Source organism: Polaribacter reichenbachii, from assembly GCF_001975665.1.
In the GTDB taxonomy this organism is placed as follows: Bacteria; Bacteroidota; Bacteroidia; order Flavobacteriales; family Flavobacteriaceae; genus Polaribacter; species Polaribacter reichenbachii.
This window is the reverse complement of the sequence record NZ_CP019419.1, coordinates 3,207,983-3,231,536: the sequence shown is the minus strand read 5'-3', so window position 1 is coordinate 3,231,536 and position 23,554 is coordinate 3,207,983. Positions and strand designations below refer to the sequence as shown.

Here is a 23,554-nt window from a genome sequence, read left to right as displayed (position 1 = left end):
TATCATTTAAATTATGATTAATAAAGAACAAATTACAGAACGTTTTATAAGTTATGTAACCATAGATACTGAGTCAGATCCTAATAATCCTGCTTTTCCAAGTACAGAAAAACAATGGGTTTTAGCTAAAAAACTAGCAACAGAACTAAAAGAAATTGGTTTAGAAGATGTTGAATTAGATGAAAATTGTTACATAATGGCTACTTTGCCAAGTAATATCGATTATCAAGTACCAACAATTGGTTTTATTGCGCATATTGATACAAGTCCAGATTTTACAGGCGCCAATGTAAAGCCGCAAATCATAGAGAATTATCAAGGCAATGCGATTATTTTAAATGAAAAAGAAAACATTGTGTTGTCTCCAGATTATTTTGATGATTTATTACAATATAAAGGTCAGACTATAATTACTACTGATGGTAAAACGCTTTTAGGAGCAGATGACAAAGCTGGTGTTACAGAAATTGTTACTGCAATGGAATATTTAGTAAATCATCCTGAAATTAAACACGGTAAAATTAGAATTTGTTTTACACCTGATGAAGAAGTGGGTAAAGGAGCACATTTATTTGATGTTGAAAAATTCGGTGCAGAATGGGCTTACACAATGGATGGCAGCCAAATTGGCGAATTAGAATATGAAAATTTTAATGCAGCATCTGCCATAGTTACTATTTCTGGAAAAATAGTGCATCCTGGTTATGCAAAAGGAAAAATGATCAATTCTATTTTAATTGCAAACGATTATATTACTGCTTTACCAACTAAAGAAGTTCCTGAAAAAACAACAGATTACGAAGGTTTTTTCCATTTACACGATATTTCTGGTGATGTAGAGAAAACTGTTTTAGAATATATTATTAGAGATCACGATTTCGATTTATTCGAAAAAAGAAAAAAATTAATGCAAAAAATTGCTAACGATTTTAACGAACGTTTGCAACAAGATTTAATTGCTGTAGAAATAAAAGATCAATATTTTAATATGAAAGAGAAAATTATACCTGTAATGCATATTGTACATATTGCAGAAGAAGTAATGCAAGAAATTGGTATTACTCCTTTAATTAAGCCAATTAGAGGTGGTACAGATGGTTCTCAGCTTTCGTATAAAGGTTTGCCTTGTCCAAATATTTTTGCTGGGGGACATAATTTTCACGGTCGTTTTGAATATGTTCCTGTAGAATCTATGATAAAAGCCACAGAAGTAATTGTAGGAATTGCACAAAAAGTATCAGAAAAATATAAATAAGTTAGGAATATTTAATTGAATTAATCGAAGATTATTCAGTGAATTAAATAAGTATCAAAAAAAAGTCTCCAAAATAAAATTTTGGAGACCTAGTTTATAATTCGTAACAATGATAAACTAAATATATGTCCTTTCAATCAATAAAAAATCCCTAGATTTTATTTATTAATAAAAGATATATACCGCAATTTACTATTTTTTTACATTGATAAAAGTGATTTATGATAACTCAGGGTTTTTCCCCTTTACATTCAAGAAAAACCCTCTTAAATAAGCAATATCTTTTTCCTTATTATCTGTAGTGTAAAAGGGTTTAGAGATTTTTATCTTTTTATTTCCAAAATCTAAAGTAGCCATTACAATAGGTACGTTTGCTCCTTTTGCAATATAATAGAAACCAGTTTTCCAAGTTGTTACTTTTTTACGCGTTCCTTCTGGTGAAATCCCTAATCTGAACTCTTCTTTCGAATTAAAAATATCGATAATAGCATCTACAAATTTATTATTCTTAGTTCGATCTACAGGTGTACCTCCCAAAGCTTTAAAAATAAAACCAAAAGGACCTTTAAAAAGAGAAGCTTTACCAATAAAATTAATCATTATTCCAGAGCTCAATCTGGTTAAAATTGCAATCGGAAAATCTACCCAACTTGTATGAGGTGCAGCAATAACAACATATTTTTTGGGTGATTTTGGAAAATCGCCATCAAACTTCCAACCTAAAATTGTGAATAAGATAAATCTTGCTATTTTTTTCATTGATATTTTAATGAATCAACGAAATTAAGGATTATTTATCTTTTTTAGTTGAATTATGAGGAACTTTAGTTTTAAATGGTTGTATATCTGTAAAACATTCTGCAGGTAAAAATACCTCACTGAATTTCATTTGATTAGAATTAAACCATTTTACTTTGTATAGTAATTCTGAAACTACTTTTCTTATATTTCCATCTGGGTAAAACAAGTTTTCTTGATTTTCTTTTTTTATACCAGATAAAACAAAATCTGGAGTTGAATAATTAACTACATATTGAATTGTTTCGTTTTTTTTGTATACTTTTTTTTCGGCTATTTGTTCTTTACTTAAATTTTTAATATCACTATCAGTTAAAACAGGTCTTGAAGATTTTATTGAGCTTCTTTTTTTAAAAATTTCAAACTTTTTTGTTCTGAAATAAACAATTTTACCATAATTATAATTCGGAATAGTAAAATTTTCTGCTTCATCTATTAAAGAAACGTAATCAAAATCTTTATGATTTTCATTTTCATCCATTCTAGCAATATGGATATCTTTATAGCTTTTTAACATACTTTCATAAATATGAACTTCTTTAAATTCATTTTTATTATCGTCAAAAAACACACAGGTATACTTAATTCTTTCAGCTATCTTTTTGCCAGTTAATTCATCAGCAGTTTTCTTTTTGTTATCCTCAATAAAAACTTCTTTTACAACTAAAAAGGGAGGCACTAACTTTCCATCACCTTTTATCATAAAATCATATAATAAAGGATGAGATTTAAATGTTACAATACAACCTACTGGATATTTATTTTTCATATTTAATTTTTCCTAAAGATAAGAAAAAAGTTATATTTACAATTAAGTAAGGAAGTTCTTTAATCTAAAGAAATATGACATTTGCTGAATTATTGTGCTTTAAAAAAAGCCACTTGATCCGACTTTTTTAATTTACAAAAAAGGATAATAAATATGGTGATTAAGATAAGTGTATTTGGATGATTATCCAGCAATATTAACGTTAATAATGCTGTATAATCAACCAAAGTTAGTAATTTACTTAAATATTTGCAAACTACATTAATAAGACGATTAAGTCTTTGATTTGTTACTTTCATATAGTATTTATTTATATTTATTAACAGTTGGATTATCTCAAAGATAATTTCTTGCGTACAAAGTTTGAGTGAATCGAGAATTTGATTAGCAATTCAGTTGTCAAAATGTTAAGTTGTATTTCGTTATAAATACTCGGAAGAACTTCTCTTACTTTTATTAGCTATGATAAAGAAAAAAGAAAAAGATTGGTTTAAAGATAGAGGCTATCCTCATTTTTCTAACAAGACTCCAAAACGAGTTAGAAAAAAAGTGCTTCAATATATTTTAAATCCTAAAAATATTGCTAAACATTCTTTTTTACCTTTAATTTTTAAAGAAATTAAACAACGGAGATATAAAGAATCTGATTTTAATGGAATAATAAGACGATCTCATAAAAAGGTAAAGAAAGGTAAAATAATTTCAAACTCAAAAATTAGACCTATTCTTTTTGCAACTCATATAGATGCTCATATTTATTCGTATTACACCAAAAAAATTATTGGCCCAAAATATGAAACTTATCTAAAGAAAAATAAAGTATTATCTGATTCCATTACTGCTTATAGAAAAATTGAAACTGACGATAAATTAAAATATAAGAACAATGTACATTTTGCAAAAGATGTTTTTGATGAAATCAAAAAAAGAGAAAACTGTGTTGCTTTGGTTTTAGATGTCGAGAACTTCTTCCCTACTCTAAATCATAAAAAAATTAAATTAGCTTGGGCTAAAATTCTAGGATATAAATCTTTACCCAAAGATCATTATAATTTATTTAAAGCTATTACAAGGTTCTCTTATGTAAACCTTAAAGATTTAAAAACTAAAAATGGTCATTTTGACGAAAAAGAATTAGCCAAACATAAAAAAAATGGAAAGCATACTTTTTTTGATAATATAAATGACCTTTTGGATTCAGATATTATCATTCATAAAAATCAAAAACAACACAAAATAACAAAAAAGTTAATGGGTATTCCACAAGGTTTACCCATAAGCGCCTTAATTGCAAATATTTATATGCTTGTTTTTGATGAAGTTATAATAGAAGAATTAACTAAAAAACATAATGTTTATTATAGAAGATATTCAGACGATATCGTTGTTTTGTGTAAAGAAAATCAAATAGAATATGTTGAAGATTTTATTATCGAAGAAATAAAAAAGATAGATTTAACCATATCAAAAGATAAAACAGAAAAGACATTATTTAAAATCAATAATAATAGACTTCTATCTTATAAAATAAAAGAAGACAATAGTTTACAAGAAAATGTACCTCTTAATTATCTCGGTTTTGAATTTTATGGGTACCAAACTTTAATAAAATCTAAAAATTTAGCTAAGTTTTACAGAGAAATGAAACAAACTGTAAAAAGAAAACATAAACGTGTAGAACATTTAAAGGAAAAGTATCTTATTGATGATGCTCCTCTGTATAAAAGGAAATTATATAGATTATATAGTTATAAAGGTGTAAAATCTAGAAATCTACCAGCAAAGAGAACCTACTTTAAGAATGGTAAAGCCAAAACTGAATATTTTGAGAGAAAGTTTAGAGGAAATTATTTAAGATATGCATACAGAGCATCAGATGATTTAAATGCACCTGAAATAAAAAGACAAATGAGAAATCATTGGAAAATATTACAAAAAACTTTAAAAAAATATGAATTTTCCAATGTTGATAAAGACTAATCTATATTGAAAAATTACATTATTTACTTACTTTTACATTATAATTTGATACAATGACAGATTTGATTGCTTACTTTTTAATTGCACTGGTTTTTAGTTTAATAGGTTTTTTTATTGGTAAATTGCTTACTAAACTAAATTTAGAAAAAGAGAACACAAACGTAGAAAAAGAAAAATCTTCTTTAGAAGCACGAGTTGCATTGTTGCAACAATCAAAAGATTTGGCAGAAAATAATTTTATTGAGTTACAAAAAGAGGTTAAAAACAGTCAGCAAGAAAAAGAAAATTTACTACAATTAAATACACGTCAAGATTCAGAAATTAAAAACTTGCAATTAAAATTAGAAGAACATAAAACTGAAGTTGAAAATTTACAGAAAAAATTCACTAATGATTTCGAGGTTTTAGCCAACAAAATTTTAGAAGAAAAATCGAATAAGTTTACACAACAAAACAAAGAAAACTTAAAAGTTATCTTAAATCCGCTTCAAGAAAAAATAAAGGTTTTTGAAGATAAAGTTGATAAAACTCACAAAGAAAGTATCGATTATCACGCAGCTTTACGTCAGCAAATATTAGGTTTAAAAGAGTTAAATCAGCAAATGAGTAAAGACACTTTAAACCTAACCAAAGCTTTAAAAGGAGATTCTAAAATGCAAGGTAATTGGGGAGAATTGGTGCTAGAACGCGTATTAGAAAAGTCTGGTTTAGAAAAAGATAGAGAGTATTTTGTACAGCAAAGCTTTACTACAGGAGAGGGCAAAAGAGTTTTGCCAGATGTTGTAATTCATTTGCCAGATAACAAAAAAATGATTGTAGATTCTAAAGTTTCATTAACGGCTTACGAGCAATTTATAAATGAGGATGATGAAACTTTAAAAGCACAATTTTTAAAAGATCATATCAATTCTTTAAAACGACATATAGAGCAATTATCTGAAAAAAAATACGAAGATTTATACCAAATAGAATCTCCAGATTTTGTGTTGTTATTTATTCCTATAGAACCTGCTTTTGCTGTGGCTTTAAATGCAGATAATCATCTATACAATAAAGCTTTCGAAAAAAACATTGTTATTGTAACACCTTCTACTTTATTGGCTACATTAAGAACTATAGATTCTATGTGGAACAACGAAAAGCAGCAAAGAAATGCAATGGAAATTGCAAGACAAGCTGGTGCTTTATACGATAAATTTAATGGTTTATTAACCGATTTAATTGGTATTGGTAAACGAATTGACGATAGCAAAAAAGAATATTCTAATGCTATGAACAAACTGTTTGATGGTAGAGGAAATTTAATCACTTCTGTAGAAAAGCTCAAGAAAATGGGCGCAAAAGCCAAAAAATCACTTCCCGAAAAAATTATTGAAAGAGCAAACAACGACTAACCATTTGCTTTTGAGTCAAGATTAACTTTATACGAGTTAAGCCCAACTTTATTTCTGCTTTACATTTGTAGTGTAACAATTAAACATACATTATGAATACTAATAAAGATACAGAAACTAAGATATATAAAGACGTCGAAACTGAAGGAATCACTGAAAATGTAGCTGGTGAACAAACCATACAAACCGAAGAAACAAAGATTTTAAAAGGCACTGATGGTGATAAAGATAAAGAGGTTTTGATTGGTAAAGACATTGGCAAAATTGATGAAATTCAAGAAGGTCATAATACTTTACAAAAAAGAATTTTGGCAAAAATGATGAAATAGAAATCGAAATATTAACCTAAAAATTGATAAAATGGCAGAAGATAAACACGAGCCTCATTTGCATCCTTTAAAAGGAACCGTTAAAAAAGGTTATAAAGATAAAGATAGTAGTAAAAAAAGGCTTCAAGGAGAAGATAAAGAAAAATTAGAAAATCAGGTACATAGTGCTACAGATGAATCTAATAAAAGAGTTGCTGATAAAATTCAGAATACTTAAAACTCGTACAATTCTCTCAAATTAAATTAATAATAATTAAAAAACACACATTATGAACAAGGACACAAACGAAGGTAAATGGAAACAAATTAAAGGTGAATTTAAAGATCAATATGGAAAAATCACCAACGATGAATCTAAAGAAGCCGAAGGTAAAAAAGACAAGTTAATTGGAGAAATCCAAGAGAAATATGGAAAAACCAAAGATGAAATTGCCGAAGAAATTAAGAGTTGGTAATTTTAAATGAACCAAAAAAGTATAAGTATCAAAGTATTACACTTTGATACTTTTTTTATGATTTTAATTTAAATCTATTCACCAATTTACCAACAGTTAAACCTTGTACAATTATAGAAAACACAACAACTATATACGTAATTACCAAAAACAAATCTCTATGCATTTCTGTTGATAATCCTAAGGCTAGTGCAATAGAAATTCCACCACGTAAACCACCCCAAGTCATAATTAAATTGGTTTTTGGCACAAAATCTAACTTCTTTTTAAAGATATTTATTGGCAGAAATAAAGAAATATATCTACAAATTAAAACAATAGGAACTGCAATTAAACCTGCAACTATATATTTACCTTCAAAAACTAAAAGCAACATTTCCATACCAATTAAAACAAATAAAATAGCATTTAGTAGAATATCTAATAATTCCCAAAATTTATCTACATACTTCTCAGTAACTTCAGACATAGAACTTGCTCTAACAGTATCATTCCCCACAATTAAACCAGCAGTAACCATTGCTAAAGGAGCAGACAAATGTAATTTATGCGCAATAACTGTACCTCCCATAACTGCAGCTAAAGTTATAATTACTTCAATATCATAATCATCTATAGATTTTATTAAACGATAAGAAATCCATCCTAATAAACCACCCAATACAATTCCACCAATTACTTCTTGCCCAAATAACTGTGCAACATCTGCCACTGAAGTATTGTCTATACCCGATTTTGCAATCTGAAAAATGGTTAAGAAAACCACAACTCCTACTCCATCATTAAATAAAGATTCACCCACAATTTTAGTCTCCAATTTTTTTGGAGCACCAGCTTGTTTTAAAATTCCTAAAACAGCAATAGGATCTGTAGGCGAAATTAAAGCTCCAAATAATAAACAATAAATAAAATTAACATCGAAACTTAAAGCTTTTAGAATAAAAAACATAACAATACCTACTAAAAATGTAGACGTTAAAACTCCTAAAGTAGAAAACAGTAAAATTGGCCAACGTTGAATTTTTAATTGCTCAAAATTGGTATGTAAAGCACCTGCAAACAACAAAAAACTTAGCATTTCGTCTAATAAAACCGTTTTAAAATCAATACTAGAAATAATTGATTTTTCTATGTTTAATAAAGTAGGATCAAAATAACTTATCATTAAAACAATTAAAGTAAAAACGATTGTCATAATCATTAAACCAATTGTGTTTGGCATTTTTAATAAACGTACGTTTACATAACCAAAAATGGCAGAAAGAAAAACTAAAACTGTTGCAATAAAATAAGTATCCATAAATTATTTTTTTCTGGTTGAAAGATATAAAAAAAGCATCAAGATGAACCTTGATGCTTTTTTTTTATTTTAAAAAGCGTGTTATTACATCACAAATAAACGTCTTGCACTCATCATATCAGCAACACGTTCTCCGATTTCATGTAAAGCCTCATCATTGTCTGCATTTTGTATGGCTTCATCAATAAAATCTACTACAGTTTGCATATCTTCAGTTTTTAAACCACGAGTAGTAATAGCTGCAGTACCAACACGAATTCCAGAAGTTACAAACGGACTTTTATCATCAAAAGGAACCATATTTTTGTTTACTGTAATATCTGCTTTACCTAAAGCAATTTCCGCATCTTTACCAGAAATATCTTTGTTACGTAAATCAATTAACATACAGTGATTGTCTGTACCTCCAGAAATTAAATTATATCCTTTAGCAACAAATTCCTTAGCCATTGCAGCTGCATTTTCTTTTACCTGAATTTGATATTCTAAAAACTCATCAGTTAAAGCCTCACCAAAAGCAATTGCTTTAGCAGCAATAACGTGCTCTAATGGTCCTCCTTGATTTCCAGGAAAAACAGCAGAATTTATTAAGGTAGACATTTTTTTAGGTTTCCCAGATTTTAAAGTTTCTCCAAACGGATTTTCAAAATCTTTACCAATCATAATCATCCCTCCTCTTGGCCCTCTTAAAGTTTTATGAGTAGTAGTTGTTACAATATGACAATGAGGTAATGGATCATTTAAAATTCCTTTTGCAATTAAACCTGCAGGATGAGAAATATCTGCCATTAAAATAGCGCCAACAGAATCTGCAATTTCTCTAAAACGTTTAAAATCGATGTCTCTAGAATACGCAGAAGCACCAGCAATAATTAAATTTGGTAATTCAGCAGTTGCAGTTTCTTGAATTTTATCATAATTTAAAACACCTGTTTCTTTTTCTACACCGTAAAAAGAAGTTTCATATAATTTACCAGAAAAATTTACTGGAGAACCGTGTGTTAAATGCCCTCCATGAGATAAATCGAAACCTAAAATTTTATCACCAGGTTTTAAGCAAGCTGCAAAAACAGCAGTATTTGCTTGAGAACCAGAGTGTGGTTGTACATTTACATACTCAGCACCAAATAATTCTTTAGCTCTATCTATGGCAATTTGTTCAACAATATCTACAATTTCACAACCTCCATAATATCTTTTTCCAGGATATCCTTCAGCATATTTATTCGTTAAAATAGAGCCCTGTGCCAACATTACTTGATCGCTCACAAAGTTTTCTGAAGCTATTAACTCCAAACCATTTAATTGTCTTTCTTTTTCTTCCTGAATAAGGTCAAAAATTTGATTGTCTATTTGCATTGTTGCTTATATTAATTAATTTCACAAAAATAATTAAAATCGAATTGTTTTTGAAGCAATTTTTTCGATGTTTTTAACAACTTATTAATAATTAAGGAATAGCCATTAAACTATTCTTAAAATTATATTTTTCATTCAATATTTGTTTTAAAATGATAAAAAATTATGTAGGTTTGATAAAAATAAAATAAGTACAATGATCATAACTGCAAATAATCCGAAAAGAAAATCTTGGTTAAAAGTAAAAGAACAATCAGATTTTCCGATTCAAAATATTCCTTTTGGTGTTTTTATTACTAGAGATGATATTATAACGATTGGTAGTAGAATTGGCGATTTTGCTATAGATTTAGGAGCTTTTCATCAATTAGGTTACTTTAAAGGTATTCCGTTAACAGACGATATTTTTTTACAAGATAATTTAAATGATTTTATTGCTGATGGTCGCAAAACATGGAGACTAGTACGCAATAGAATTGCAGAAGTTTTTGATGTTACTAACGGTAGTTTAAGAGACAACCCAGATCATAAAGACAAAATTATTTTTAGAATGGATGAAGTAGAAATGCTTTTACCTGTTGCAGTTGGCGATTATACAGATTTTTACGCTAGTAAAGAACACGCAACAAATGTAGGTTCTTTATTTAGAGATCCAGAAAATGCATTGTTACCAAATTGGTTGCACATACCAATTGGTTATCATGGAAGAAGCTCTTCTATAATACCTTCTGGAACACCAATTAGAAGACCTTATGGACAAACAAAACCTGTAGAAGGTAGCAATACTCCTGGTTTTGGGCCAAGTAAATTAATAGATTTTGAATTAGAAATGGCTTTTATTACTACTGATGCTAATGTTTTGGGTGATAGAATTCCGATTAAAGAAGCTGAAGAATATATTTTTGGTTTGGTACAATTTAATGATTGGTCTGCAAGAGACATTCAAGCTTGGGAATACGTGCCTTTAGGACCTTTTTTAGGAAAAAGTTTTGCATCAACCATTTCTCCTTGGATTGTTACTTTAGATGCTTTAGAACCATTTAGAGTTGACAACCCAAAACAAGTTCACGAACCACTTTCTTACTTAAAACAAGAAGGTAAAGGAAGTTACGATATTCATTTACAAGTAGGTATTCAGCCAGAAAACGGAGAAGAAACTGTTGTTTCTAATTCTAATTTTAAATATATGTACTGGACAATGGCACAACAATTGGCACATCATACCGTAAATGGTTGCCCAGTTGAAGCTGGAGATATGATGGGTTCTGGAACAATTTCTGGTCCAACAAAAGATAGTTATGGTTCTATGTTAGAATTAACTTGGAAAGGAGAAAATCCTATAAAATTAAAAGACGGAACGGAACGTAAATTTATAAACGATAACGATACTGTAATTATGCGTGCTCATTGTAAAAATGATAAAGTACGTATTGGTTTTGGTGAATGTGTTGGTAAAATTTTACCAGCCAAATAATTTAACAAAATTATATATATTAAAAAAAGACCTCACATAGCGTGAGGTCTTTTAATTTAGTTAAATATAATAGCAGTTTGGTTAGTTTTTTAATGCAAGAGAGATTCTTTAACTAATTAAAAAACAATACTATTTCAATTTTTATTGACTTTGAAATAAATACAATAAATTAAGATCTTAACAATCTTATAAATTAATTACATTATTTATATTCTTATCTTTTAATAATTTTTTTAGTTATATTTTTAATATTCCCTTTAAATTTAATAAAGTAGATACCTGAACTAAAATTAATTGTAGATATACCATTTTTTTCAAACTCATTAACTTTTCCTTTTTTTACTAAAGAACCAATAGAATCATATATCATCCAATCTGTAAAATTATTGGAGTTATTAGATATCTTAAATTTAATTTGATTTTTAAATGGGTTAGGATATACATTTATAATATTATCTGTAACTATATTTTTGTTTTCATCTAAACCTAAAGTGTTTTCTCCTTCACCTCTAATATCAAAAGTTGCAGAATAATTTGAACCAATGTCATTATAAGCAGTTATTCTATATCTATGCCAAGTGCTTTTATCTGTATTAGAAAATGTTAAACTTGTAGCGTTTTTAGAAGCACTTGCTACTTCTACAAATTCTTCATTTACATACTCTTCAATTTTAAAACCGTTTTCATTATTAGATAAATCTAACCATTTTAAATTAATTTGTGTATCTGAAATTCTTGCACCTTGTATAATATGAGGTGAAGCTGGCGCAGGTATTTCTTTAAAAATTGATAATTCTGCACAAGTTCCATGAGATTTACCATTTACTTCAGATAAACCAACAAGTTTTATATATCTGGCAATTACTTCTTCAGAAAAAATTACATCTTTTCTATCTTGAGTATTTTCCCAAGTTCCTTTTGCTGCTAAACTCCAATTAACATTATCAGAAGATACATAGAATTCATAATCTTTTATTCTTCCGTTTTGATTACCATCTTGTCTTGGCAAATAACTAAAACCTTTAAAACTAGCAGTATTATTCATATCTATTACTAATTCATGAGGGTAAGCTTTTAATGGAGTTATATTAAACCATTGGGTATGCCACATAGTACTAATATCAGAATCCCAAGCATTTTTTGCACTACCGTTTTTAACACTTTCATCACTTGTTACAGAAACAAGCTCCCAATCTTTTTTCAACTCTGCATTAGCATCATATTTTGCCATAGCATAGTTAGAGTATTTAGATTCGTTGTTAGTATCTATTGCTTTAACTCTATATATAGCTAGTGTATTATTTGGTAGGTTATAATCTGTAAAGGAAACAGAATTACTAACTAAACTAGCTAATTCTACAAACTCATTATTGATAGATCTTTCTAGAATAAAGTTAGTTTCATTTGTAGAGTTATCTACCCAAGTTATTTGAACCTCTCCATTATTACTAGTAACTTTTAAATCGGTTGGTGCTAAAATTGCATCTTCTGGAGTATCTAATTTAAATTTTAAAACACCAGAACCATACGTTGAAAATACAATTGTGTTTGTTTTTTCTAAATATTGTACATGTGTATAATCTACAGTTGGTACAGAAGCATCTACCATAGAATACCATCTGTTTTTTTCTACAGAAAATACCCAAGGTCCAGATTTACCTGCTGCTGCAAAAATAAATTTTTCATCTGATGATAGTGCAAAATCTCTAATTTGAAAAACATTTAAACCAGTTGTATAATTTTCAAACCTATTTCCACCGTCTTTACTAATATAAAATCTATTACCAACACCTGCAAAGTAAACCGTATTTTCATCTAATTTAGAAGCTCTAATTACTTGTTGGTTTTTTGTCCAATTACCCCAACCGGTTGTATTAGCTTTTGGTGCGTACTCCTTTAAATTATCAGAAATCTCAAAAGATTGTCCGTTATCATTAGAATATAAAAACTGCCCATCTTCTGTAGAAACATACCATTTATTTCGATTTAATGTAGAAAAACCTAAACCAGATACTTTATTACCTGTTTTTGCTCCAAAATCATAACTATGTTCAGTTTGAATTATTTTATTTGAATTAGAGTTGTAAGTAAATTTTCTAATTTTTTCTCCAGCAGCAACATAAACTGCATCTTCTCCTTTTTGTAAAGACGATATTAATGGCGAAGCCCACCAGCTACCAGTAAAATTTAAATCTGTTTTTATTCCTCCTGGTACAGCAAAATCTTGATGGTAAAGAGTTCCAAAATAAATCCACGCCCATACTGAAGCTCCTTCATTTGAAACAGTTACACGAAAAGCATCTGTAGATCTAATTTCTCCAGAACCTGTACTTGTAGAGTTTAAAGGAAAACTTCTTGCACCTCTATCTTGTAATGCTGTAAAAGATTTGTTATAATTTTCACTATGTGCAGCATCATAAGCCATTTGTGTTGGCGCAGAATTATTTAATTGAATGTATGTATATTTATCTTCTGGCGTATAAGACATAAAGGCTCCAAAATCATTTCCAATAAGATGAAAAACAGTTCCATCTGTTTTTTCATACATTCTTTGATGTTGAATATCCCAACCTTGTCTATTAGAAAAACCTTCATGAGAAACACCAAAGTTTTTAGACATACGTAAATCTGTATCTCCAGAAAATAAAATATTTGGTTGAGATGGATGCATAGTTCTCATAGCATTGTTACCACTATTTGTTGTTTTAGTTACCCAGTTTTCTCCACTATCAGAAGAATAATACACATGCTTATTTCCTGCTATTGTAAAATGAGTAACTCCATCTATTTCTGTAGCCATTACATTTCCAAAATTAGCAAAAACAAAATCTGGTGAATGTACTAATTGATAATCGGCATCATCTGGACCAAGTTTATATATAGACATCTTTTTTGTAGAGCTATTACGCATAAACAAATAAATATCTTTAGATTTTAGTGGTTTTACTATATGACCTGTATATTGGTTTCTGGGAAAAGATAAAGTAGATGCTGTATATGTAATTCCGTCTGTAGAAAAATATGGCTTTCTAGTACTTGTATTTATAGAAGCAAAAGTTGCAATTCTGTCTAAACCACTAGAAGTTTTTGCTACACCTACATCTTGACAAGACCAATGATAACGCACATTGGCATTATTCCAACTTCTCCCTTCATCATCACTATATTCTAATAAACTATTGTCTCTAGATCTTATCATTCTAAAAGATCCATCTGGTAAGTTTATACCATATAAATACATATCATCTGCATCATCATTATAGTTGTTTTTATTATCTAATAATGTCCATTGAGTATTTGAAGGGTTTGCCTCGTCTCTATCTACACGAAATAAATGACCTGCATAAGAAATAACATAAATTATATCATTTCCTTTATCATAAACAGAACCATCTACCCTATAACCGTAACTTGTATAAATACTATTTTGGCTAGTGGTAAATTTAACTTCAGACCAATTTCCATTAATTAAACCATCTGCATAACTAGAATTTGTTGATGCGTTCTTTTTTAAATTTCCTTTTAAACTAGCTAATTTAGCATGTTTATTATTAATCAATTTTTCTTCAATAGAAATACTTCCTTCTGGATGTTCATCTGGGTCGTGTTCTTCGTTTTCTTTTTCTATTTCAAAAGAATTATCAGACCATAATAGTTTTTCAGTAAAAAAAAGACTAGAAAATAGAATTACAAATAAGATTGATCCTACTAGATATTTAATTGATGTTTTTTTCATTATAAGATTTAAAAAAAGTTTATCATTGATAAAATTAGCCATTAAAACAAAATTTAAAGGGGAACAATCTAGCTTTAATTAGGCTGTTTTTTTTAGTATTTTGATTAATTAGGTTTAACTTAGCCTTTATTGGTGTAGGTTTTACATTAATTTAAGGTTAATTAAATTTAAGTTTTAAAAAAGATTATGCAATTAAAAAAAAAGAGTTCTAATAACTGTTGGTGTTTATCAAATAGGTAAAATTATGTCTTGTTTAATTGTTAGTAAGAGTCGTAAGTGTAGTTATTTGGGATATAAATGAGCAAAAAATAAAAGAAACAGTTTCAGAAATTTCTAGTTAAGAAACAATTATAGCCTTTAATGCTGATGTTTCTATTTATTATATAAATACAGGTATGTTTGATGGGGTAAAATCTAAAATTCCTATTCTAAAACCAGAAGTTGCTGCACTAACAATTGTAAAATCTATAGAGAAAAATAAACGGATGGTTACCATACCAGGTTACATTTACAGAGTTACCCGATTTGGACAAGCAATTATGTCTATAAATATGTTTGATTGGTTTGCGGAAAACTTATTAGGTATTTATAAAACAATAGAACATTTTATTGGGCATAAAAAAGAAATTTAATTATCAACTTTTTTTTTGATTGATTACCAACTAAATAGACGATTATTATTTTTATTGAAAAATTTTTAAATGTGTTATTATCTATGAAAACTAATTGTTTTTTTATCTAATTTTGTTATAATAAAATGGTCTATTTTAAAAAACCATTACAATTAAAATGATACAAAATATAGAAAACATCGAGCTTCATTATTTAACTTTAAATGACTATAAACAGTTAAAAGAAGCCATGATTGAGGCATATTCGAGTATGCCAGATTCTTACTGGAAAGAAGATCAAATCAAAGCCTTAATAGATAAATTTCCTGAAGGGCAAATTGTTATTAAAATTAATGGAGAATTGGCTGGTTGTGCCCTTTCTATTATTTTAGATTATGATAGTTTTGATGATCAGCATACGTATAAAGAAATTACAGGTGCTTTTACTTTTGATACTCATAATGAAGATGGAGATGTTTTATACGGAATTGATGTATTTATTAAATCTGAATACAGAGGTTTGCGTTTAGGAAGAAGATTGTATGATTATAGAAAAGAACTTACTGAAAAATTAAACTTAAGAGGAATTGCTTTTGGTGGCAGAATTCCTAATTATCATAAATATGCCGCTAATTTATCACCTAAAGAATATATAGAAAAAGTAAAACGTAAAGAAATTCATGATCCTGTTTTAAACTTTCAAATTTCTAACGATTTTCATCCTTCGAAAATCTTAAAAGGGTATTTAAAAGGTGATGAAAATTCTGGTGAATTTGCTGTTTTATTAGAGTGGGACAATATTTATTATGAGAAAAAATCTAAAAAAGCAGCTAGTAATAAAAAAGTTGTTCGTTTAGGTTTAATTCAATGGCAAATGCGCTTGTACAAAAATCTAGAAGAACTAATGCAACAAGCAGAATATTTTGTAGATGCTGTTTCTGCATATCGTTCAGATTTTGCTTTGTTTCCAGAATTTTTTAATGCGCCTTTAATAGCAGATAATAATCACTTGCCAGAATCGAAAGCCATTAGAGAATTAGCTAAATATACGCCTCAAATTGTTCAAAAATTTTCTGAATTAGCAATTAGCTATAACATTAATATTATTACTGGTAGCATGCCAGAAATTAAAGATGGTTTGTTGTATAATGTTGGTTATATCTGTAAAAGAGATGGCTCATCAGACCGCTATGAAAAATTACATGTTACGCCAGATGAAGCAAAAGTTTGGGGAATGCAAGGCGGAAATGAATTAAAAACTTTTGATACAGATTGTGGTAAAATTGGTGTTTTAATTTGTTACGATTCTGAGTTTCCAGAATTAAGCAGATTATTGGCAGATGAGGGAATGGATATTTTATTTATTCCGTTTTTAACAGATACACAAAATGGATATTCTAGAGTACGTCATTGTGCACAAGCAAGAGCTATAGAAAATGAATGTTATGTTGCTATTGCTGGAAGTGTTGGTAATTTACCTAAAGTAAATAATATGGATATTCAATACGCTCAATCTATGGTTTTTACACCTTGTGATTTTTCATTTCCTGCAAATGGAATAAAAGCAGAAGCAACAACAAATACAGAAATGATTTTAATTGCTGATGTAGATTTAGATTTATTAAAAGATTTAAATAAGTTTGGTTCTGTTAGAAACTTAAAAGATAGAAGAAAAGATATTTTTGAGTTACGCAAGAAATAGTAAAAAGCCTATAAATTAAAAGAGCTCCTAAATTAGGAGCTCTTTTTGTTTTAATTATATATCATCTTCTAAATCATCTAGATTTAGATCTTCATCTTCATCAAAAGAATCTTCATCTTCTGCGTAGTCTTCCATAGTTTGCTCTAATTTAGAACTAATTTTTACTAAATAAATAGTAGTTTCAGTTCTTACTTCTACAGCTTTTATGGTTTCTCCTTTAGCATTTTTAAAGGAAATTATATCTGAATAATCATATCCATCAGGATATTTTTCTACCAACATATCTAATATGTCTGTAGTAAGTTTTACGTAGTCTACAATTACTCTGTTCATAATAATTACATTTCTAATAAATAAGCAAATATTAAAGGCGCTACAATAGTTGCATCACTTTCAATAATAAACTTTGGTGTATTTATATCTAATTTACCCCAAGTAATTTTTTCATTTGGTACTGCTCCAGAATACGAGCCATAACTTGTTGTAGAATCTGAAATCTGACAAAAATAACTCCAAAAAGGCGTTTCTGGTCTTTCCATATCTTGATACAACATCGGTACAACACAAATAGGAAAATCTCCTGCAATACCACCTCCTATTTGAAAGAAACCAATTCCGTTATTAGAATTTTCCGTATACCAATCTGCTAAAAATGTCATATACTCAATTCCTGATTTCATAGTAGAAGCTTTTAATTCTCCTTTTAAAACGTAAGAAGCAAAAATATTACCCATTGTAGAATCTTCCCAACCAGGACAAATAATTGGCAAGTTTTTTTCAGCAGCAGCATACATCCAAGAATCTTTTAAATCAATCTCATAATATTCTTCTAACACACCAGAAAGTAATAATTTATACATGTATTCATGTGGTAAAAAACGTTCTCCATTTGCTTCGGCATCTTTCCATATTTTTACAATATGTTCTTGTATTCTTCTAAAAGCTTCTTCTTCTGGTATACAAGTATCTGTAACTCTGTTTAAACCTTTTTCTAATAAATCCCACTCGTCTTGTGGTGTTAAATCTCTGTAATTTGGCACACGTTTGTAATGAGAATGTGCTACCAAATTCATAATATCTTCTTCTAAATTAGCTCCGGTACAAGAAATAATTTGTACTTTATCTTGGCGAATCATTTCTGCAAAAATTTTTCCTAATTCAGCCGTACTCATAGCACCCGCTAAAGAAACTAACATTTTAGCACCTTTATTTAATTGCTCTTCATACCCTTTTGCAGCATCTACCAAAGAAGCTGCATTAAAATGTAAAAAGTATTTTTCTATAAATTCTGATATTGGTTTTTGATTAATACTCATCTTCGTCATTTTTAAATTTAGACAATTTGTTAAAAGGGTTCGAGTCTGTATCATCATCTCCATTATCATAAGAATCATCATCAGAAACAAATTTGTAGCTTAACATTTTATAAAACAATTTAGCTGCTAAAAAATCTGATGATTTTTCATTGGCATTTGGGCATAGTTCTACCATATCAAAACCAACTACGTTTTTACGCTCAAAAACTTCTTTTAAAAACTCTAAAGTTTCATAGTAAAATAATCCGCCAGGTTCTGGTGTACCTGTAGATGGCATAATAGAAGGGTCTAACGCATCCAAATCAAAAGTTATAAAAACATTATCTGTTAATTGATCTATTACATCTTCCATCCAATCTTCATTTACAGCCATATCATGTGCAAAGAACACTTTATCAAGATTCATTTCTCTTTTTTCAGAAATATCCATACTTCTAATCCCTACTTGTATTAAATTTGTGGTAGAATTAGCTTCGTAAACCGCACAAGCATGATTGCAAGAAGAACCATCGTATTCTTTTCTTAAATCTGCATGCGCATCTATATGCAATACAGTTAAATTATTAAAACACTCATTAAACGCTCTAATGGTACCAATAGAAATAGAATGTTCGCCACCAAAAACAGTTACAAATTTATTTTTATTGATATATTTTTTTGTAATTTGATGTACTTCTTCTACCATTGCTTCTGGAGATGCATTTTCTGTAATAGCATCTGCTAAAAAAACACCTTCTTTATATACTTCAGAATCTGTTTCTATATCATACAATTCCATATTTTCTGAGGCTTCTAAAAAAGCTTTTGGGCCTTTATCTGCTCCTTTTTGCCAAGTGCTTGTTCCATCATAAGGAACAGGAATTACTACAATTTTAGATGTTGACAGGTTTCCATATTCTTGTGGAATTCCTGCAAATGTTTTACTCGTATTCATTTTATTTTATTTTGAAGTTTTCTATAAAACTTCTTCTGTTATTAGTTTTTTTGATTAAATTTCGCTTTCAAAAGTGTTGCCATAACCTAGTATTGAAAGCAATTCGCTACTTTTTTGTTGTTCTTTAAATATTCTAGTAACTAAGTTTCCGTCTTCATCTCTATCAATAATTAAATGTTTTGGATGCGGAATTAAACAGTGTTGTAAACCGCCAAAACCACCCACAGATTCTTGATATGCACCTGTATTAAAAAAACCGATATACAACGGATTTTCTTTCTCGTAAACAGGCAAATAAATTCCGTTTATATGTTGTTCTGAGTTGTAATAATCATCGCTATCACAAGTTAATCCTCCTAATAAAACACGTTCGTATTGTCTGTTCCATTTATTAATGGGCAACATTATAAATCGTTTGTTAATAGCCCAAGAATCTGGTAAAGTTGTTATGAAAGATGAGTTAATCATATTCCATCGTTCTCTATCATTTTGTTTTTTCTGATATAAAACTTCATATATGGCTGCACCAGATTCGCCAACAGTAAAGCTACCAAATTCTGTAAAAACATGAGGTACATCTACACCAGCTTCATCACAAGCTTGTTTAATTTGATTGATAATTTCATCGATCATATATTCATAATCATACTCAAAACCCAAAGAGTTTTTTATAGGAAAACCACCACCAATATTTAAACTATCTAAACTTGGGCATACTTTTTTTAGATTGATGTAAACGTTTAAACATTTCATCAACTCGTTCCAATAATATGCGTTGTCTTTGATACCAGTATTGATAAAAAAGTGCAACATTTTTAAATCTACCTGTTTATTGCCTGCAATTTCACGCTCGTAAAACGAAACAATATTTTTATAGCCAATTCCCAATCTAGAAGTATAAAACTCAAATTTTGGTTCTTCTTCGGATGCAATTCTGATACCTACATTTAGTTTTTTATCAGTTTCATCTAATAAAAGGTTTAACTCTTCGTAATTGTCTATAATCGGGATTACATTTTTATGACCAGAATTGATTAGACCACCAATATTTTTAATGTATTGATCTCTTTTAAATCCGTTACAAATAACAAAAGTGGAATCTTTTATTTTTCCTTCTTTTTTAAGATTGTTTACAATATCAATATCAAAAGCAGACGAAGTTTCTATATGAATATCGTTTTTTAAAGCTTCATTTAAAACGTGTTTAAAGTGTGAACTTTTTGTGCAATAACTATAAAAATATTCGCCTTTATAATTATGTTTTTCGATACTGTTTTTAAACCAACCTTTTGCTTTGTTGATGTTTTCTGAAATTTTTGGTAAATAGGTAAACTTTAACGGAGCTCCGTATTTTGCAGCCAATTCCATTAAGTTAATTCCGTGCCAAAACAGTTTATTATTTTCTGTTTTGAATTCCTCTTGAGGAAAATCGAACGTTTGTTCGATTAAATCTATATATTTTGTATTCACTTGTATTTTAAATTAATTGTACGATAAATCCACCCAAACTAAAACATATCAATATTTTAGCATAGAAATTATAACCCTAGTAAAAGGATATTTATCACTGTAATATTTGCAAGTAAACTACATGCAGCTTAGAAATAAGCAGCAGAATTATAATGTAAGTTAATGGAGAAACCTTAATTTTTTCGTCGCATTTCCAAAATGCCTTCTGATCTTTTATCATCTCCTGTAAAAAATCATTTCCGAAATAAGTTAAACGTAACATTCGACTTAAAAAAGCTTATCAAATGTAATTTATTTTTTAATACAAAAAACAAAATCAAAAAAAAAGTAAAAAAAAAATCATTTTTTTACTTTTCCCTTTAAAATCAACACTTTCAAAACCTTAGGAAGCTAAATTTTAAGTCTAATTTGGCTAAAATTCTTATCAAAAAGAAACTTTTAACCCAAAAAAACGCTGACTAATCAGCGTTTTTATAAAATTATTTTATTCTTCAATTGGTGGATGACCAAAGATTTTTTCAAAATCTCGATCAAAATTTTCTCGTAAGTAAGTGTTTAATTTCTTTCGATAATCGTCTTTTAACCAGGTTACAAAGTTGTGTGTACTTTTAGAAATACATTTTGCATACCTATTAATTCTATCATCAATCTCCTCTCCTAGCATTTTTGCTAAAATTAAAGCATCAAAAACATCTTCACTATTTTCGATACACATTTTTGCGTGATGTACTATCGATTTTTCTAAAACTCTTTTTGAAGATTCACCAGAACGAATTGTATCAATATAAATAGCCTTCATATCAAAATAAGTGTCTTTCGAATTTGCAAATTCTTTTTTCACATCCGCAGGTAACTCATATCTAAATGTACTTTCTATTTCTTCATCAGATAAAATAGCATTTAAATAATAATCTGGCGCTCTAAACATTTTTTGCCAGTCTAAATCAGCTCCCCAAGGTCCAAATCTATAAAAATTGTTTCCTAAATCAACAACATCAAAAGTACTTTTATTCTTAAAAATACGAGAACCACGCCCAATCATTTGATAATAAAGTGTTAATGATTTGGTTGCTCTATTTAAGATAATTGCCTCAATACTAGGCTCATCAAAGCCAGTTGTTAAAATACTTACAGAAGTAATTATTGCATTTGGTGTTTTATGAAACCATCTTAAAATTAATTCTCTTTCTTTTTTAGTATTGGTATTATCTAAATGTGCAATTGGATAACCTGCTTTTTTAAATGCGTGAAAAACCTGAATTGAAGTATTAATACCGTTATTGAATATTAATGTTTTTTTACCTTTTGCTGTTTCTTCGTAAGCAGAAACTAATTTGGTAAGCATATCTGTATTTGTATACAGATCTTCGGATGATTTTACAGTATAATCTCCATTTGCACCAACTTCTAATGAGGTTAACCCTACATTATAAGAGTACATATTTGCTTTTGCTAAGTAATTATTATCAATTAAATCTTGAATAGATTCACCCACAAATAACTCTTGATAGTTCTCATACATTGGTAATTTAATGTTTGAGCTTAAAGGAGTTGCAGTAACTCCTAGTATAAAAGATTGATCAAAAAACTTAAATATTTTTGTAAATGAATTATAATGTGCCTCATCAACAATTACCAAACCAATATCTGAAATATCTAGTTTATCATCATTTAATCGATTTTTTAGAGTTTCGACCATTGCAACAAAGCAATCAAAATCGTGCTGATCATCTAATTTTGCAGTAGAGTTTATTATTTTATTGCTAACTCCAAACTCTTTTAGCATTTTAGAAGTTTGTTTACTTAACTCAATTCTGTGAGTTAAAACCAAAACTTTCTTTTTAAAATTTGCGATATAACGTCTTACAATTTCAGAAAATATAACTGTTTTTCCACCACCAGTTGGTAGTTGATATAATAAATGATAATCTTTAGGTGCATTCTCAAATCTATCAAAGATTTCACGAAGTGCATCTTTTTGATATCCATATAATTCTTTCCCTACAACCTTATTTGAAATATTTATTTCTGCCAAACGTATAAAAATTTAAAAAAACAAAAATAAGATTTAAATAAGGTTTAATGCAAGTTTATGTTAGATAAATCTTGATAAATCAGTTAAAGTAATATCATAATGAGAAGCATTGTGTACAGAAACTCCATTTTTAATCACTAAAAGCTGTGGTGATTGGTGCATTACCTGAAATTGATAACCTATTTCATCAGAAATATTTCTGTAACTTAACAAATCTAAATAATACACTTTTAGGTTTTTATGCTCTTCTTTGAAAAGTTTTTCAAATTGTTTTATAACCATACTACTAATTCCGCATCTTGTAGAATGTTTAAAAATTAAAATAGATTCAGTTTCAGATTGTTTTTTTATTTCTTCTAACTGATCTAAAGAAGTTAAAGGAAGCCAGTTTAAAAATGTTTCTTTTACATTTTTTGATTTTTCATCATCTTTTCCTCCAAATAAATTATCGAATATTCCCATTCCTTTTTTTCTTTTATAAGTACAAAGATACTAAACTTTAATCAGCCAAAAAGTCAGTATTTATTAGGTTTTACAGACATTTTGACTTATATTAAAGAGAATTATGTAATGGTACTAAAATTGTTATTTATCCATTGAAAAAAGAAAATAATCACAATGAGTTAAAAACCATTGT

20 protein-coding genes are annotated in these 23,554 nt (G+C 28.5%); 9 read left to right on the top strand and 11 right to left on the bottom strand.

Features of this window, described 5'->3' with window-relative positions; genetic code table 11:
* The first annotated feature begins 13 nt into the window (after nucleotides 1–13).
* Nucleotides 14–1,255: a peptidase T gene (gene pepT / locus BW723_RS13755; RefSeq protein ID WP_068359957.1), complete on the top strand. Its 1,242-nt coding sequence runs from the start codon at nucleotides 14–16 to the stop codon at nucleotides 1,253–1,255.
* Nucleotides 1,256–1,474: 219 nt separating this feature from the next.
* Here pepT and BW723_RS13750 read toward each other — a convergent pair whose 3' ends face one another.
* A complete protein-coding gene (locus tag BW723_RS13750; RefSeq protein ID WP_068359959.1) occupies nucleotides 1,475–2,014 on the bottom strand; it encodes a 1-acyl-sn-glycerol-3-phosphate acyltransferase in 540 nt (179 codons plus the stop codon).
* A 31-nt stretch (nucleotides 2,015–2,045) separates the two neighbouring features.
* A complete protein-coding gene (locus tag BW723_RS13745) occupies nucleotides 2,046–2,822 on the bottom strand; it encodes a hypothetical protein (protein WP_068359961.1) in 777 nt (258 codons plus the stop codon).
* Between the two features lie 462 nt (nucleotides 2,823–3,284).
* Here BW723_RS13745 and BW723_RS13740 point away from each other — a divergent pair, with 462 nt between their 5' ends.
* From BW723_RS13740 to BW723_RS13720, 5 genes are all read left to right on the top strand, one after another.
* Nucleotides 3,285–4,802 (top strand): reverse transcriptase domain-containing protein, encoded by a 1,518-nt coding sequence (locus BW723_RS13740; protein WP_068359963.1) that lies wholly within the window; start codon nucleotides 3,285–3,287, stop codon nucleotides 4,800–4,802.
* Nucleotides 4,803–4,855: 53 nt separating this feature from the next.
* Nucleotides 4,856–6,196, top strand: coding sequence for a DNA recombination protein RmuC (locus BW723_RS13735; protein WP_068359965.1), 1,341 nt, complete (start codon nucleotides 4,856–4,858; stop codon nucleotides 6,194–6,196).
* 92 nt (nucleotides 6,197–6,288) lie between these two features.
* The gene (locus BW723_RS13730; protein WP_068359968.1) at nucleotides 6,289–6,525 is read left to right on the top strand and encodes a hypothetical protein; all 237 of its coding nucleotides are present in this window, start codon (nucleotides 6,289–6,291) and stop codon (nucleotides 6,523–6,525) included.
* A 31-nt stretch (nucleotides 6,526–6,556) separates the two neighbouring features.
* Nucleotides 6,557–6,742, top strand: coding sequence for a hypothetical protein (locus BW723_RS13725; RefSeq protein ID WP_068359970.1), 186 nt, complete (start codon nucleotides 6,557–6,559; stop codon nucleotides 6,740–6,742).
* Nucleotides 6,743–6,794: 52 nt separating this feature from the next.
* A complete protein-coding gene (locus BW723_RS13720; protein ID WP_068359972.1) occupies nucleotides 6,795–6,980 on the top strand; it encodes a CsbD family protein in 186 nt (61 codons plus the stop codon).
* A gap of 55 nt (nucleotides 6,981–7,035) precedes the next feature.
* Here BW723_RS13720 and BW723_RS13715 read toward each other — a convergent pair whose 3' ends face one another.
* Nucleotides 7,036–8,280 (bottom strand): cation:proton antiporter, encoded by a 1,245-nt coding sequence (locus BW723_RS13715; RefSeq protein WP_068359974.1) that lies wholly within the window; start codon nucleotides 8,278–8,280, stop codon nucleotides 7,036–7,038.
* A gap of 84 nt (nucleotides 8,281–8,364) precedes the next feature.
* On the bottom strand, nucleotides 8,365–9,639 hold the full coding sequence (glyA, locus tag BW723_RS13710) for a serine hydroxymethyltransferase (RefSeq protein WP_068359976.1): 1,275 nt from the start codon (nucleotides 9,637–9,639) through the stop codon (nucleotides 8,365–8,367).
* A gap of 196 nt (nucleotides 9,640–9,835) precedes the next feature.
* Here glyA and fahA point away from each other — a divergent pair, with 196 nt between their 5' ends.
* Nucleotides 9,836–11,113 (top strand): fumarylacetoacetase, encoded by a 1,278-nt coding sequence (gene fahA, locus BW723_RS13705; protein WP_068359978.1) that lies wholly within the window; start codon nucleotides 9,836–9,838, stop codon nucleotides 11,111–11,113.
* 214 nt (nucleotides 11,114–11,327) lie between these two features.
* On the opposite strand, the gene BW723_RS13700 is transcribed toward fahA, so the two are convergent.
* Nucleotides 11,328–14,849: a discoidin domain-containing protein gene (locus BW723_RS13700; protein ID WP_162274041.1), complete on the bottom strand. Its 3,522-nt coding sequence runs from the start codon at nucleotides 14,847–14,849 to the stop codon at nucleotides 11,328–11,330.
* 395 nt (nucleotides 14,850–15,244) lie between these two features.
* Here BW723_RS13700 and BW723_RS18045 point away from each other — a divergent pair, with 395 nt between their 5' ends.
* Nucleotides 15,245–15,481, top strand: a complete 237-nt coding sequence (locus BW723_RS18045; protein WP_068359982.1) for a hypothetical protein — start codon at nucleotides 15,245–15,247, stop codon at nucleotides 15,479–15,481.
* A gap of 157 nt (nucleotides 15,482–15,638) precedes the next feature.
* Complete coding sequence (locus BW723_RS13690; protein WP_068359984.1) at nucleotides 15,639–17,162, top strand: carbon-nitrogen hydrolase family protein; 1,524 nt, start codon at nucleotides 15,639–15,641, stop codon at nucleotides 17,160–17,162.
* Nucleotides 17,163–17,216: 54 nt separating this feature from the next.
* Here the strand turns inward: BW723_RS13690 and BW723_RS13685 are convergent, their stop codons facing one another.
* The 6 genes from BW723_RS13685 to ytxJ form a co-directional block, all read right to left on the bottom strand.
* Nucleotides 17,217–17,495: a hypothetical protein gene (locus BW723_RS13685; RefSeq protein WP_068359986.1), complete on the bottom strand. Its 279-nt coding sequence runs from the start codon at nucleotides 17,493–17,495 to the stop codon at nucleotides 17,217–17,219.
* 5 nt (nucleotides 17,496–17,500) lie between these two features.
* Nucleotides 17,501–18,478, bottom strand: coding sequence for a deoxyhypusine synthase family protein (locus BW723_RS13680; RefSeq protein ID WP_175335405.1), 978 nt, complete (start codon nucleotides 18,476–18,478; stop codon nucleotides 17,501–17,503).
* Nucleotides 18,468–19,412, bottom strand: a complete 945-nt coding sequence (gene speB / locus BW723_RS13675; protein ID WP_068359988.1) for an agmatinase — start codon at nucleotides 19,410–19,412, stop codon at nucleotides 18,468–18,470. Before speB ends, BW723_RS13680 begins: the two co-directional genes overlap by 11 nt.
* A 54-nt stretch (nucleotides 19,413–19,466) precedes the next feature.
* Nucleotides 19,467–20,882 carry a type III PLP-dependent enzyme domain-containing protein gene (locus BW723_RS13670; RefSeq protein ID WP_068359989.1) on the bottom strand — a complete coding sequence of 472 codons (1,416 nt, stop codon included), beginning with the start codon at nucleotides 20,880–20,882 and terminating at the stop codon, nucleotides 19,467–19,469.
* Between the two features lie 484 nt (nucleotides 20,883–21,366).
* Nucleotides 21,367–22,917 carry a DEAD/DEAH box helicase gene (locus BW723_RS13665; RefSeq protein ID WP_068359991.1) on the bottom strand — a complete coding sequence of 517 codons (1,551 nt, stop codon included), beginning with the start codon at nucleotides 22,915–22,917 and terminating at the stop codon, nucleotides 21,367–21,369.
* Between the two features lie 60 nt (nucleotides 22,918–22,977).
* Entirely contained in the window at nucleotides 22,978–23,379 is a 402-nt protein-coding gene (gene ytxJ, locus BW723_RS13660; protein WP_068359993.1) for a bacillithiol system redox-active protein YtxJ, read from the bottom strand.
* Nucleotides 23,380–23,554: the final 175 nt, after the last annotated feature.